The sequence below is a fragment of the Stenotrophomonas africana genome (assembly GCF_013004645.1).
Classification (GTDB): Bacteria; Pseudomonadota; Gammaproteobacteria; order Xanthomonadales; family Xanthomonadaceae; genus Stenotrophomonas; species Stenotrophomonas africana.
On record NZ_JABEME010000001.1, the window covers coordinates 73,603 to 86,564 of the forward strand.

At 65.8% G+C, this 12,962-nt stretch carries 19 protein-coding genes, 1 pseudogene and 1 riboswitch; of the genes and pseudogenes, 12 read left to right on the plus strand and 8 right to left on the minus strand.

Annotation, left to right across the window (positions count from 1 at the left end):
• The first annotated feature begins 31 nt into the window (after positions 1-31).
• The 6 genes and pseudogenes from HLA98_RS00495 (at position 32) to HLA98_RS00515 (ending at position 2,807) form a co-directional block, all read left to right on the plus strand.
• Positions 32-184 (plus strand): hypothetical protein, encoded by a 153-nt coding sequence (locus tag HLA98_RS00495; RefSeq protein WP_165284677.1) that lies wholly within the window; start codon positions 32-34, stop codon positions 182-184.
• Positions 177-368, plus strand: coding sequence for a hypothetical protein (locus HLA98_RS00500; RefSeq protein ID WP_057499530.1), 192 nt, complete (start codon positions 177-179; stop codon positions 366-368). The genes HLA98_RS00495 and HLA98_RS00500 overlap by 8 nt, the downstream gene beginning before the upstream one ends.
• A pseudogene (locus HLA98_RS21425) lies at positions 365-805 on the plus strand (DNA cytosine methyltransferase); the annotation flags it as partial. The gene HLA98_RS00500 and the pseudogene HLA98_RS21425, both read left to right, overlap by 4 nt.
• A gap of 58 nt (positions 806-863) precedes the next feature.
• Positions 864-1,448 (plus strand): hypothetical protein, encoded by a 585-nt coding sequence (locus HLA98_RS21145; RefSeq protein WP_232015556.1) that lies wholly within the window; start codon positions 864-866, stop codon positions 1,446-1,448.
• 79 nt (positions 1,449-1,527) lie between these two features.
• Positions 1,528-1,776: a DUF4224 domain-containing protein gene (locus HLA98_RS00510; protein ID WP_057499527.1), complete on the plus strand. Its 249-nt coding sequence runs from the start codon at positions 1,528-1,530 to the stop codon at positions 1,774-1,776.
• Between the two features lie 2 nt (positions 1,777-1,778).
• Entirely contained in the window at positions 1,779-2,807 is a 1,029-nt protein-coding gene (locus HLA98_RS00515; protein ID WP_057499526.1) for a tyrosine-type recombinase/integrase, read from the plus strand.
• Between the two features lie 196 nt (positions 2,808-3,003).
• Here the strand turns inward: HLA98_RS00515 and hemN are convergent, their stop codons facing one another.
• Positions 3,004-4,413 carry an oxygen-independent coproporphyrinogen III oxidase gene (gene hemN, locus HLA98_RS00520; protein ID WP_057499588.1) on the minus strand — a complete coding sequence of 470 codons (1,410 nt, stop codon included), beginning with the start codon at positions 4,411-4,413 and terminating at the stop codon, positions 3,004-3,006.
• Between the two features lie 44 nt (positions 4,414-4,457).
• Entirely contained in the window at positions 4,458-4,898 is a 441-nt protein-coding gene (locus tag HLA98_RS00525; protein ID WP_057499525.1) for a group III truncated hemoglobin, read from the minus strand.
• 179 nt (positions 4,899-5,077) lie between these two features.
• Between HLA98_RS00525 and HLA98_RS00530 the strand changes: the two genes are divergently transcribed.
• A complete protein-coding gene (locus tag HLA98_RS00530; RefSeq protein ID WP_057499587.1) occupies positions 5,078-5,365 on the plus strand; it encodes a hypothetical protein in 288 nt (95 codons plus the stop codon).
• Positions 5,362-6,411 carry a 4Fe-4S dicluster domain-containing protein gene (locus tag HLA98_RS00535; protein WP_057499524.1) on the plus strand — a complete coding sequence of 350 codons (1,050 nt, stop codon included), beginning with the start codon at positions 5,362-5,364 and terminating at the stop codon, positions 6,409-6,411. The genes HLA98_RS00530 and HLA98_RS00535 overlap by 4 nt, the downstream gene beginning before the upstream one ends.
• A 1-nt stretch (position 6,412) precedes the next feature.
• Here the strand turns inward: HLA98_RS00535 and HLA98_RS00540 are convergent, their stop codons facing one another.
• Positions 6,413-6,649 (minus strand): hypothetical protein, encoded by a 237-nt coding sequence (locus HLA98_RS00540; protein ID WP_032128931.1) that lies wholly within the window; start codon positions 6,647-6,649, stop codon positions 6,413-6,415.
• A 353-nt stretch (positions 6,650-7,002) separates the two neighbouring features.
• Positions 7,003-7,212: a helix-turn-helix domain-containing protein gene (locus HLA98_RS00545; RefSeq protein ID WP_049447506.1), complete on the minus strand. Its 210-nt coding sequence runs from the start codon at positions 7,210-7,212 to the stop codon at positions 7,003-7,005.
• 111 nt (positions 7,213-7,323) lie between these two features.
• Here HLA98_RS00545 and HLA98_RS00550 point away from each other — a divergent pair, with 111 nt between their 5' ends.
• Together HLA98_RS00550 and crcB are read left to right on the plus strand one after the other, a co-directional pair.
• Positions 7,324-7,725: an XRE family transcriptional regulator gene (locus tag HLA98_RS00550; protein WP_049447507.1), complete on the plus strand. Its 402-nt coding sequence runs from the start codon at positions 7,324-7,326 to the stop codon at positions 7,723-7,725.
• Between the two features lie 22 nt (positions 7,726-7,747).
• A riboswitch (Fluoride riboswitch) is annotated at positions 7,748-7,811 on the plus strand.
• An 82-nt stretch (positions 7,812-7,893) separates the two neighbouring features.
• Positions 7,894-8,286, plus strand: a complete 393-nt coding sequence (gene crcB / locus HLA98_RS00555) for a fluoride efflux transporter CrcB (RefSeq protein WP_057499523.1) — start codon at positions 7,894-7,896, stop codon at positions 8,284-8,286.
• 4 nt (positions 8,287-8,290) lie between these two features.
• Here the strand turns inward: crcB and HLA98_RS00560 are convergent, their stop codons facing one another.
• Positions 8,291-9,124, minus strand: coding sequence for an AraC family transcriptional regulator (locus HLA98_RS00560; RefSeq protein WP_049447509.1), 834 nt, complete (start codon positions 9,122-9,124; stop codon positions 8,291-8,293).
• Between the two features lie 134 nt (positions 9,125-9,258).
• Between HLA98_RS00560 and HLA98_RS00565 the strand changes: the two genes are divergently transcribed.
• Positions 9,259-9,753: a DUF6265 family protein gene (locus HLA98_RS00565; protein WP_057499522.1), complete on the plus strand. Its 495-nt coding sequence runs from the start codon at positions 9,259-9,261 to the stop codon at positions 9,751-9,753.
• 58 nt (positions 9,754-9,811) lie between these two features.
• Here HLA98_RS00565 and HLA98_RS00570 read toward each other — a convergent pair whose 3' ends face one another.
• Positions 9,812-10,222, minus strand: a complete 411-nt coding sequence (locus HLA98_RS00570) for an SRPBCC family protein (protein WP_057499521.1) — start codon at positions 10,220-10,222, stop codon at positions 9,812-9,814.
• Positions 10,223-10,242: 20 nt separating this feature from the next.
• A complete protein-coding gene (locus HLA98_RS00575) occupies positions 10,243-11,262 on the minus strand; it encodes an aldo/keto reductase (protein ID WP_057499520.1) in 1,020 nt (339 codons plus the stop codon).
• Between the two features lie 103 nt (positions 11,263-11,365).
• Here HLA98_RS00575 and HLA98_RS00580 point away from each other — a divergent pair, with 103 nt between their 5' ends.
• Entirely contained in the window at positions 11,366-12,283 is a 918-nt protein-coding gene (locus tag HLA98_RS00580; protein ID WP_057499519.1) for a LysR family transcriptional regulator, read from the plus strand.
• A gap of 10 nt (positions 12,284-12,293) precedes the next feature.
• On the opposite strand, the gene HLA98_RS00585 is transcribed toward HLA98_RS00580, so the two are convergent.
• Positions 12,294-12,812 (minus strand): P-loop nucleotide/nucleoside kinase family protein, encoded by a 519-nt coding sequence (locus HLA98_RS00585; protein ID WP_057499518.1) that lies wholly within the window; start codon positions 12,810-12,812, stop codon positions 12,294-12,296.
• Positions 12,813-12,962: the final 150 nt, after the last annotated feature.

The following is a 12,962-nucleotide window of genomic DNA, read 5'->3' on the forward strand; positions in this document are numbered from 1 at the left end:
AAGGCGCGCAGGGCGCTGCGAGGCGGTCGCCATGGCTGACCAGCTGCTCACCGCTGCAATGGTCCACGTGTTCGCCCTGGCCGGGTTTGCTGCCGGCATCGCCACCCTGTGGGCGATCAGCCGCGCATGCCGCGCCGCGCGCAAGGGGCTTCGCTGGTGCTGGCGGAGGTGCGCTCATGGCTGAGGCAATCGACCACCGCGAGGTCGGGCGGCAGCTGGCCAGCATGTCCGGCGTGGATCTGTCCGAGGCTCGACCGGCAACCGTGCGCGCATGGGAGGCCCGTGGCCTGGCCCTGCAGGCGCTGGCGCGCGGCGACATGGCCGAGGCGCAGCGGGTGATGGCACATGCCACGGGTGGTGCCCGATGAACTACTACAGCGAATGGGATCCCTACGCAGCGCAGTGGATCCGCAACCTCATCGATGCCGGGCTCATACCGCCTGGCCACGTCGACACCAGGAGCATCACCGATGTTCAACCCTCAGACCTCGCCGGATACCGGCAATGCCACTTCTTCGCCGGCATCGCCGGTTGGTCCCTTGCAGCTCGACTTGCTGGGTGGCCCGACGACCGCGAGCTCTGGACCGGCAGCGCCCCGTGCCAGCCGTTCTCCGTCGCGGGTAAAGGAAAAGCCCAGGATGACGATCGGCACCTGTGGCCCCACTTCCTTCGCCTCATCCGTGCCCGACGGCCCGCTGTCGTCATGGGAGAACAGGTTGCGGCGGCGGTTGGCAAGAACTGGCTCGACGGAGTGTCTGCTGACCTGGAAGCAGAAGGCTACGCCTGCGGGGCGGTCGTTGTCCCAGCTTGTGCCGTCGACGCGCCCCATCGCCGGGATCGACTCTGGTTTGTGGCCCACGCCGATGGCGCACGAAGCACGGCTGGGCTATCAGCGCCGGCGCGGGGACACGAAGGGTTCGCAGGAGTCGCTGACCACGGTAGTGGTGAATGTGTCGGCACCGCTGGACGATCCCCGCATTGCGGGCCTGTGGCCGACGCCGACCGCCTCGCTCGCCGACAAAGGCGTGCGATCAACGGAGGGTGCGATCAGGGAGGCGGCGCGGAATCATGGCCCCGACCTGGCAGCGGTGACAGCAGCGGCACTGTGGGCCACGCCGACGTCGCTGGCGCCAGCGAAGAACGGGAACAACGAGGCCGGCAACTCGGCGGGGTTGGTGTCGATCCGGGCGCACTTGTTGCACCTCTGGAATACACCGGTAGCCGACGACACCGGGATGCGCACGAAACCGTATGCGCAGGGCGGAACAGCGCTATCGCTGATGGCAGCAACCACGCTTGGGCTGGCGCCCACTGGCTCATCGGCCACGACGGAAAAGCCCGGCGCTTTGAACCCTGCATTCGTCTGCTGGCTCATGGGGTTCCGGCCCGAGTGGGACGCCTGCGCGCCTACGGCAACGCCATCGTCCCGCAAGTCGCCGCGGAAGTGATCGGCGCCTACATGGACTGCTACCCGGATCCAGACGAGCAGCTCCGCGCTGCGCTGGCCACGAACTGAAGGAGGACAACATGGCCACGAAGAAGCAGGCCAACCCGAGTGCAGGCGCACTGTGCCTGTCCCGGGAGTCGATGCGGGAACTGTGCGGCACGCCGTACAAGGACCGCCAGCAGGAGTTTCTGGTGCTGAACGGGATTCCCCACTACAAGGGGCTGGATGGTTGGCCGCGTGTGCTGTGGGCCACCCTGGAAGGCGGCGCGGATGCGGCAACCGAGAAGGCCGTCGCTGTCGCCGAGTGGCGATCGAACAAGGTGGCATGACGATGGGTAGGAAGCCGAAGAAGCCGGGGGCAATCCCCCGGCTGCGCCAGCGCAAGCAGAAGTCGGGCATGGTGTTCTACTACTACGACAAGGGCGGCAAGCCGCGTGTCGAGATCCCGCTGGGCAGCAATTATGCGCTGGCGGTGAAGAAGTGGGCCGAGCTGGAAGGCACGCGCGAGGCGCAGGCCGTGGCCGTCATCACCTTCCGGCAGGTGAGCGATGCCTACCGAAAGGAGGTCATCATCCACAAGGCGCCGCGCACACAGCTGGACAACGGGCACGAACTGGCCAAGCTGCTGGAGTACTTCGACGACCCGCCGGCGCCGCTCGACTCGATCAAGCCCATCACGGTCCGCCAGTACCTCACCTGGCGCACGGCCAGCGGCAAGGGCATGGTGCGCGCCAACCGCGAGAAGGCGCTGCTGTCCCACCTATGGAACTTCGCGCGCGACAAGGGCTACACCGCCCTGCCCAACCCATGCGCCGGCATCAAGGGGTTCAAGGAGACCGGCCGGGACGTCTACATCGAGGATGACCAGTACAAGGCAATCCGCGACGCTGCCGACGTGGTGGTGCAGGACGCCATGGACCTGGCCTACCTGATCGGCCAGCGGCCGGCAGACGTGCTGTCGCTGACAGAAATGGACGTGCGAGACGGGGTGATCAACATCCGCCAGGGGAAGACCAAGGCCAAGCTGCGCATCGCCGTCGAGGGCGAGCTGGCGGCGCTGCTGGAGCGCCTACGCGCGCGCAAGGCTGGCCATGCCGTGCGCAACACCCTGCTGATCGTCAGCGAGCGCGGCGATGCCGTGAGCGTGGACGGCATGTCCAGGCGCTGGGCGAAGGCCTGCGCGGCCGCCGGCATCGAGGGTGTGCAGTTCCGCGATCTGCGTGCGAAGGCCGCGACAGACAAGGCCGAATCTTCGGGCGACATTCGCAAGGCGCAGCAGCAGTTGGGGCACACGACGGTGTCGATGACCGAGCATTACACCCGCAAGCGCCGCGGTCACAAGTCCACGCCGACGCGCTGAAATTCCGCTCCGCAATGGAATTGGGGCGCTTGTGCGCCAAGGCTTTCAAGCCATCAGGATTACGTGCATTGCGGAGCGGAAATCACCCTGAAACCCTTGTGGCACAATGAATTCTGTGCGGACTTAAAATCCGCCGGGGGCAACCCCATGCCGGTTCGATTCCGGCTCCGGGCACCATACGCACGCAGCACCCCTCTCAGATCGCCCGCGAGTAACGCGGTTGCTCGTGCGCGGCACGCAGATACGGGTCGAAGCACATCGCCAGCAACCGCAGCAACGGTCGTCCAGGTTCGCTGGCACGCACCACGCCATCGCGGTACTCGGCCAGTCCGTCTTCCTGCAGCCGCTGTACCGAATGCAGGTCCTCGGCGAAGTACTGCGCGAAATCGATGCCATGGCGCCGCCCCAACAGGGCGCCATCCACCTCGCCCTGGCACATCAACTGCTGGATCAGTTCCGCGCGCAGCTGGTCGTCGGCACTCAGCGCCACGCCGCGCCAGACCGGCAGCTGGCCCTGGTCCACCGCATCCTCCCACGCCGGCAGGTCGCGCGGATTCTGGCTGTAGGTGGCACCGATGTGGCTGATCGCACTCACGCCCAGGCCAAGCAGATCGGTATCGGCGTGGGTGGTATAGCCCATGAAGTTGCGATGCAGCTGGCCGGCGCGCTGTGCGCGCGACAGATCCTCTTCCGGCAGTGCAAAGTGATCCATGCCGATGTACTGATAGCCTGCGGCAGAGAGCTTCTCCACCGCCAGACCCAGCAATGCCAGCTTTTCTTCGGGCGAAGGCAAACGGCTTTCGTCGATCTGTTTCTGCGCGCGGAACAGGTGCGGCAGATGCGCATAGCCATACACCGCCAGGCGATCCGGGCGCAGCGCCAGCACCCGTTCGAGGGTGCGGCCGAATCCTTCCAGGCTCTGTCCCGGCAGGCCATAGATCAGGTCGACGTTGACTGAACGCATGCCGCTGTCGCGGCAGGCGCGCAGGATGTCCAGCGTCTGCTGCACGCCCTGTACGCGGTTGATCGATTCCTGCACCTGCGGGTCGAAATCCTGCACGCCCAGGCTGGCCCGGTTGAAGCCCAGTCGCGCCAGCATGGCAACGTCGCGGGTATCGATGAAGCGCGGATCGAGTTCGATCGAGAAATCGCGCTGTGGCGAATCGCTGAAATCGAAACGCCGGCGCAGCCCTTCCACCAGCGTGGTCATCGCCTCGGCATCAAGAAAGTTCGGCGTACCACCGCCCAGATGCAGCTGGATCACCTCGCGACCATCCTCGAACTGCGGCGCCAGCAGATCGGCCTCGGCCAGCACGCGCGAGACGTAGCTGTGGCCACGACCGCGATCGCGGGTGATCACCCGGTTGCAGCCGCAGTAGAAGCACGGGCTGGAGCAGAACGGCACATGCACGTACAGCGACAGCGCGCGGGCCAGCTGGTTGCTGTCGGCGATCGCCTGGCGCAGTGCCGGCGCGTCGAAGCCATCATGGAAATGCGGCGCGGTCGGGTACGAGGTGTAGCGTGGGCCCGGTCGGTCGTGCCGGCGCAGAAGGTCGGGGTCGAAGGTCCAGGCCAGGCCACCGGCGGCGGGAGAGAACGTGTCCATGCCGCCAGCATCGCGCCGGGCGGCCCGCGCCGCCTTGACCCAGATCAATCCTTGCCGGGGATCCCCAGCACCGGCAGGCCGACCTGCGGCCAGCGCAGCATCTGGTAGCGTTTCCAGAACGTGTCACCGATGCGCGCGGCCACGTCGTTGGCCAGCTCCTGCATCGGTGGGTTGTTGCATTCGGCGGTGGTGATCCGGAACAGCACCAGCCAGCGATCGAACAGGTCTTTGTCCAGTTCGATGGCCATGTGCTTGGACATCGGCGAGCCCTTGAAACGGCGGGTGCCGCGCAGCATCGCCGACCAGAAGTCGACCAGCTGCGCCAGGTGGTCCGGCCAGTCATGCACGTGTGCCTCGAACACCGGTCCCAGCCGCTCTTCCTCACGCACACGGGCATAGAAATCGTGGACCAGGCGGGTCACTTCCTGCTCGGTGCACAGCTCGGGCGAGGCGACAGGGGGGACGGGCGGCGGTAGTGCGTTCATCGGGGTATCCAAAGCGTGCCGGCAATGTGCCGCACCCAGGCGGCAGCGCCGTTGATCCAGATCAATGTCGGTGCAGTCCGCTGCACCTAGGCTGGCACGCTTGCAGGAAGCATGCCCTGCGGATGCTGCGCCAGCCCTGGCGGAGTATACGCGCCGCCCACTTTTCGATCCGGGACAGCATGAACAGACCTTTTTCCAACCGCCGCCAGCGGCTGATCCAGCAGTGGGGCGCCATCCTCTGGCCCAGCTTCATCGCCGCCGGCGTGGCCAGCGTGGTGTTCTTCGCCTTCGTCGATCCGTTGCGCCTGCAGGCGATCAGCTTCCCGGACACCACCATCAGCCGTGAGCTGGGCTATACCGCAGGCTTCTTCATGTTCTGGACGGTAACGGCGCTGTCCAGCGCGGTCACCTGGTACCTGCAACGACCGATGCCGAGCGACGACGACGAGGAGCTGCCGCTGGGATGAGCACACCCTGCACAACGACACCGCGCCCCTTGCATTGGCGCGGCACCTTCCACGCTGTTCTGCTGGCCCTGTTCTACGCGCTGCCGTGGTTACGCTGGGACGGGCGCCAGGCGTTGCTGCTGGACATCAATGCCCGGCGCTTCGACCTGTTCGGCTGGACGTTGTGGCCCAGCGACGTCGGTGTGCTGATCGGACTGCTGGCGGCGCTTGCGGTGGGCCTTGCGCTGCTCACCCACGTCGCCGGGCGCATCTGGTGCGGCCACGCCTGCCCGCAGACCCTGTGGCGCCGGGCCTTCGACGGGGTCGCCCGTGCCGCGTCCCGGTGGCTTCCCGCCTCGGCTGCGCGCCCGGCCACCCAGCTGGCCTGGGGGCTGTTGTCGCTATGGACCGGGATCACCTTCGTCGGTCTGTTCAGCCCCATCGCCGAACTGGTGGTCGCTGCGCCCAACGCTGGCTGGAGCGGCTGGGAGACCTTCTGGGTGCTGTTCTACGCCGCTGCCACCTGGGGAAACGCCGGGTTCCTGCGCGAGCAGGTCTGCCGTTCGTTGTGCCCGTTCGCACGCGTGCAGCCATTGCTGACCGATCCGCATACGCCACGCATGCTGTATGACGCCCGCCGCGGCGAGCCACGCGGACCGCGTCCGTCCGGTCTGGGCGGCGTGCTCGGTCGCGGTCGTGGCCTGCTCGATCCAACAACTGCGCAGGACTACGTGTTCCGCGCTGCGCATCCGCTGCTGGCCGGACCGACGCCGACCTTCAGCGCCGATCGTCTCGGTGACTGCACCGACTGCGCTGCGTGTGTCAGCGCCTGCCCAATGCAGCTGGACATCCGCCAGGGGCCGCAGGCCGATTGCCTTGCCTGCGGCGCCTGCCTGGAAGCCTGCGCACAACAACAGCACCGGGCCGGCTTCGGTCCGGGGCTGGTGCGTTACTGCAGTCCGCAGGCGATGGCCGGACAACCGCGGCGCTGGTGGCGACCACGAACCCTGGCCCTGTTGTCGATGCTGTTGGCGCTGCTTGCCTGCGGCCTCTGGCGCCTGCTCTGAATCAACGCGACCCGCTGGCGTGCGGCGGAACCAGCTGCGCACGTCGCACGATGCCCAACTGCTCGATGATCAGCGCCATTTCATTGGTGACTTCGGTACGCTCGGTCCCCTGCGGGACCAGGCGGTCCAGCACCTGCTGGTAGGTATCCCAGAACGCCGGACCGCATCCGTGTTTGTGATAACTGGCTTCCAGTTCGCGGCGTACCCGTTCAGCCAAGCCATGCATGCCGTATTCCATACGACCTCCGTTGGACTTGTTCTGCATCGTTGACGGTCTACCGACTCACTTGCGTGCTACTGAAAGACTCCCAGGCTTCACACCCGGTTGATGCCAATTAGTCATAGATTTCACGACAGGTCAATTACATGCAGCGACTTTCGTGATTGAAATTATTAATCGTTCACGAAACTACATACGGGGACCTGGTTCCCCCGGATGGGGTGAAGCCGACAGGTAGCGGGAACCATGGACCGACTCGCCCAGTAGATGGCACCGATTGCGCCCTTCAGATCGATCGATTTTGCCTATTTTGCTAAGCATACTTAGCAAAATACGCTTAGCGTGCTAGATGCGACAAAAGGCGGCGCAAGTCAGATGGATTCGCCCGTCGACGCCTCTGTCGTGGGGAACAGGTTCGGATAGCGCTGATGCAGGATGTACTGCCGCAGGGCCGGAATCGGAAAGTCCCTCGGCCATTGCGACACTGCAGAACGGCTGATGCCAAAGAAGCGGGCCAGTTCGGCGTCGGTGCGGAATCCCAGCCGGGTGCGCACCTGCCGTTTGCTCCAGAATTCGGTCACGGTCGGTCCATCTGTTAACCAACCTTATTCTTGTGACAAGGCTTCTTCGCATTCCACGCGTTAAGCTGGCTTGCATAGATGAATACTCTCGGCCAACGACTCGCTATCGCCATGAAGAAAGCCGGGCACCCACGCCCGGCCGCTCTGGCCCGCGCCGCCAAATCAACGACGGCAACCATCAGCAACTGGCTCAACGACCATGTGAGCGCTTCGCATGTGAAGGCCGAACAGCTGTTCCGTATCGCCGATGCGGCCAAGATGGACGCGCGCGAACTTCTGTACGGAGTGAGCGGGCTCGGCGTCGGCGAACCTGGCAGCGCCTACATCCCCAGCCAGGCCCATCTGGATGTCTGGCAGGACGCCTACGAGCTGGTCAGCCATCTGGTGGCCGAGAACGGGCTGGAGATCGACCATCGCCGCCATGCGGCGCTGGATCTGCTCGCGTTCGAACTGCTGATGGACGGCTTCAGCCGCAGCAAGGTGGCTCGCGTTCTGACGACCTCGATGACGTGAATGCACCGCCGCTGGTAGCATGGACCGCGATGGGGATGGGGCTCCCCCGATAACCGCCTGAGAAGGCTGATGGCTCCTGCCAGGACGAACCCGGTGTTCGTCGACGGCAGGTCGTGCCTGCCCTCGGCGTTCGCCATTGACCCTGCGAACCCGCATTCGAGGCACGCCATGCAAGCATTGAACAATTATTTCCTGGTCTTCGTCGGCGGCGGCATCGGCGCCTGCCTGCGCCACGCCTGCAACCTGATCGGCGCGCGGGTGGCGGTCGGCAGTCCCTGGCCCTGGTCGACCTTCCTGATCAACATCAGCGGTACGCTGCTGATGGGCGTGGTGGTCGAGGTCTTCGCCATGCGCAATGGCGCCTCGCCGCAGCTGCGCCTGTTGCTGGCCACCGGCATCCTCGGCGGCTACACCACGTTTTCCACCTACGCGCTGGAGATCGGCCTGCTGCTGCAGCGTGGCCAGCATGGGCTGGCGGCACTGTATGCCGGTGGCTCGGTGGCGCTGGGCCTGGCCGGTCTGTTCGGTGGCATGAAGCTGGCCCGGCTGGTGCTGGGCTGACCGGTCAGGCGGCGCTGACCCGTACCTGCCCGCGCCATTCCCGCGGCGACTGCCCGGTGTGCGACTTGAACGCACGCGACAGCGCCGCTTCGCTGCCATAGCCCACATCATCGGCGATCCGCTTCAGCGGCCGTCCCTGTCGCAGGGCCTGCTGCGCGAGCCCGACCCGCCAACCCTGCAGGTACTGGCCCGGCGTGGTGCCCATCGCCTCGCGGAAGCTGGCGGCGAACACGCTGCGTGACATGCCGGCAACCTCGGCCAGGTCTTCCAGGGTCCAGGACCGTGCGGGCGCTTCATGCATCGCCACCAATGCCAGCCGCAACCTCGGATGACCCAGCCCGGCGAACAGGCCGCCACGCATCTCGCCGCCTTCCATCAGCTGGCGCAGCACCTGGATCATCACCACCTCGAACAGCCGGTTGACCATCGCCGCCCGCCCGCAGCGCTGCTCGAACGCCTCTTCGAACAGCAGTTCCAGCGCCGCGTTGCCGCCATACAGATCGGCCAGCGGCAGGCAGATGAAATCAGGCAGTGCAGCGCTGATCGGATTGAGCCGGCCGCCCTCGAAATGCAGATTGGCGCAGGCCATGTCGGCGCCCTGCTGCGGGTCGGTACTGAAGCGATGCGGCATCGGCCGCGGATACAGCAGCAGACTCGGTACTTGGACCTGCACGGTCTGTTGCCCGTGGCTGACCTGCAACGGCCCGCGCCGCACCAGATGCAGCTGGCCGGCCTCGTCCTCGCCGTCCAGCGTGTTGATGCCGCATAGCGCACCCGCATGGAATACCGAGGCGGTGACCGCAAAACGTTCAAGCAGGATGGCGAGGCGGTCGACCATGACGGAACTCCGGGTCAAGCGAGACAAGCTCAATGCGACAGATCGTATCGGAATCAACACTGGAAAGGACGGCACTGGCCGCGTGATCGCCCGGGCGCTATACAGGCCGCACATTTCCACGCATGGAGGCACCGATGTCGCTCCGCATCGCTCTGGCCCTGTTGCCGCTGCTGCTCGCGGCCCCGCACGCACTGTCCGCCTCACCATCAAAGATCGAACACCTGGCCTGGCTGGCCGGTTGCTGGCAGCTTGATGGCCAGCCGACCGGAGCCGGCGAGCAATGGTCCAGCCTGGCTGGAAACACCCTGTTCGGCAGCAGCCGCAGCCTGCGTGACGGCCGTACCGTGGGCTTCGAGTTCATGCAGCTGCGCCAGCATGACGACGGCCGCCTGGTGCTGACCGCCCTGCCCTCTGGCGAGAACGCCACGGACTTCAACGCCACCCGGGTCGATGGCAATGAAGCCGTGTTCGAGAATCCCGCCAACGACTTCCCACAGCGTATCCACTATCGGCGCCTCGACGATCAGCGCGCGCATGCACGCATCGAGATCGCGCAGGACAATCCGAAGCAGGCAATGGACTTTCCCATGCATCGCGTCGCCTGCGGTGGGCCGACGCCCGCACACTGACACGCAAACGCCCCGGACCGGCCGGGGCGTCTGCATGCGGCCAACGCCACGCGGGTATTCACCCGGCCAGCGTGGTTTCCAATGCCTTCAGGCCATCGCGGTAGATGCCCTCGAACAGCGCGGACGCTTCTTCGTTGCTGATGCCCATCGGAGTGAACTCACCGGACCAGTCGATCCGCGAACCGCCGCCCTGCTCGACCACACGCAGCGTGGAGCGATAGCCGGTAACCGGGAACGGCGCCTGCAGGATCGAGTAGGTGTAGCTGCGATTGGCCTGGTCGAAGGCTTCCAGGCGCTCGACGATGGCATCGCCGTCGGGATTGGCCAGATGGCGCACGCGACCGCCATCGCTGAGCGTGCTCTGGGGAATGTACGGAAGCCAGTCGGGCAGTGAATCGAAGCCGCCGATGAGGTCCCAGACCTGGTCGGCCGGGGTCGGCACGGTGATGGATACAGAAGCAGTTGCCATGGGAATGTCTCCTTCGTGACTCAGATGTTGTCGATCGGCAGCGGGGCGTTGGCCGCGACCAGGCGCTGGGCGCGCAGTTCCTGCCAGAACCCGGCCGGGATGATTTCCTTCAGTGCGGCGTAGTCTTCGGCGATGCGCTCGGGACGGCTGGCGCCCGGAATGACCGCAGCCACTGCCGGGTTGGCCAGCGAGAACTGCAGGGCGGCCGCCTTGATGCTGATGCCGTACTCGGCCGCGATGGCCTTGATGCGCTCGACCTTGGCCAGGATCTCCGGCGACGCCTTCTGGTACTCGAAGTGGCTGCCACCGGCCAGCACGCCGGAGCTGTACGGACCGCCGACCACGATGCCGGTGTTGCGTTCGGCCGCCTTCGGCATCACCCGCTGCAGCGCACGCTCGTGGTCGAGCAGCGAGTAGCGGCCGGCCAGCAGGAAGCCGTCCGGACGGGCTTCGTCCAGATCCAGGGTCAGCTCGATCGGCTCGACACGGTTGACGCCCAGGCCCCAGGCCTTGATCACGCCTTCCTCGCGCAGGCGGGCCAGCACCTTGAAGGCGCCGCGGCGTGCGGTCTCGAAGTACGACAGCCACTCATCGCCGTAGAAGTCCTGGGCGATGTCGTGCACCCAGACGATATCGAGACGATCGGTCTTCAGGCGCTTGAGGCTGTCATCGATCGAGCGCAGGGTGGCATCGGCCGAGTAGTCGTTGACCAGCTTGTTGGGGCGGCCGGCGACGAACAGGCCGCCCTTCTCGCCAAGATCGCGGGCGCTGGTGTCTTCCACTTCGTCCAGGATCAGGCGGCCGACCTTGGTGCTGAGCACGAAGTCGTCGCGGTTGCGCTTGGCCAGTGCTTCTCCGAGCCGGATCTCGGCCAGGCCGGCGCCGTAGAACGGGGCGGTATCGAAGTAGCGGGTGCCCTGTTCCCAGGCCGCGTCCACCGTGGCCTGGGCCTCGGTTTCCGGGATGTCACGGAACATGTTGCCCAGCGGCGCGGTACCGAAGCCCAGGGTCTTGCCAGCCAGCAGTGTGTTGATGCTCATGGGGTTCCCCTTGCGGAGGTTGTTGAGGTTGGGACACAGGCTAGGCTTGCCCGATAAGACTGTCCAAGACATAATTTCTCAATCTTGAGTCCCGTACGGTCTTATGCTCGATCTCCGCCAACTGCGCTATTTCGTGGCCGTCGCCGAAGATGAGCACGTTGGCCGCGCCGCCGAACGCCTTCACATCTCCCAATCCCCGCTCAGCCGGCAGATCGCCCAGCTGGAGGAACGGCTGGAACTGCAGTTGTTCGAACGCTCGCAGCAGCGCATCCGGCTGACCGCCGATGGCCGCACCTTCCTGGCCGAGGCGCGCGCCCTGCTGACCCACGCCAACCGGCTGGAATCGCTGGCACGCCGGCTCGGCCGCGGCGATGAAGGTGGCCTGTGCATCGGCTATCTGGAGTACGCGATGCACTCCGGCGTATTGCCGACCGCCCTGCGCGAACTGCGCGGCGACCGTCCTGCCGTACACATCGCGCTGTACAACCAGCAGTCGGACGTGCAGCTGGAAGGCCTGCGCCAACGCAGCCTGGACATCGCCCTGGTCTGCGAACCACCCGCGTTCGACGATCCAGACCTGGAAGCCACGCAGGTGCTGAACGATCCGATGCTGCTGGCGCTGCCGGCCGGCCACCCATTGGCCACTGCAGAGACCATCACGCCCGAGGATCTGGCCAGCCAGCAGTGGATCGGCGTGATGCACAAGGAAAGCGCGCTGCGCCATGACACCTTCATCGCCGCCTGTGCGAAGGCCGGTTTCACCCCGACCATCGCCATGGAGGCGACCGAGCCGCTGGCCGCGCTCGGTCTGGTCGCCGCGGGGCTGGGACTGACCACCCTCCAGCGCAGCCTGGACCACCAGGCACCAGAGGGTGTGGTGCTGCGCGAGCTGCCGTGGTTCAGCTACCGCACACCGCTGTGGGCGGCCTGGCACCGCGTCAACCTGCGCCCGCTGGTCGAGACCTTCCGCAGGACGCTGGTGCAGACCGCAACCGAGGGCAAGCCGGCCTTCGTCGACTGAACTGACCGCGCTATGCCGGGCCTGCCTCGGTGTAGCGCATCACCACGAAACCCTCTTCCGCGGCCGGTGCAACGAAGTGGCGGGTGATCTGTGCGAACTCCTCGTCGCTGGCCTGGAACGGATGCTCGCCAAGTGCATTGCGCGCGCGCAGCCGCGCCTTGCAAACCTCGTCGGCAACATCGAGGAAATGCAGTTGATGTGCAGCGCCAGCCGGCGAGAACACTTCACGTGCCCACGCGCGGCTGGCTGGCGTATTGAATGGAAAATCGAGCACCACCGAAACACCCGCCTGCAGCAATGCACGCAGATGATCGGCCAGCACATTGCGCAACGTGGCTGCACGCTGCAGATAGTCGGCAATGGAATGGATCTCGCCCGGATACAGTGCCGCCAACCAGGCATCTTCGCTGATCAGTACGTGGCGAGGCTTCAACGCCAACTGCTGCGACAGGGTGGATTTTCCGGCACCGATCTTGCCGCACACCAGGTGCAGGGTCGGCGCAGGGTCGTTCGATGAAAGGTTGTGCATCTGCGTTCTCCTTGGTGGATTCCATTACCCGGGAGAGCGCTGTATGCAACCCGCCTTCCCGGGCGGGTTGCTTGGCCGTGATGACCGCGCGCTACCCCGCCTTCCCGTGGGGAATACGGATAATCGACGCGCTGCTGTGCATGGCCATTC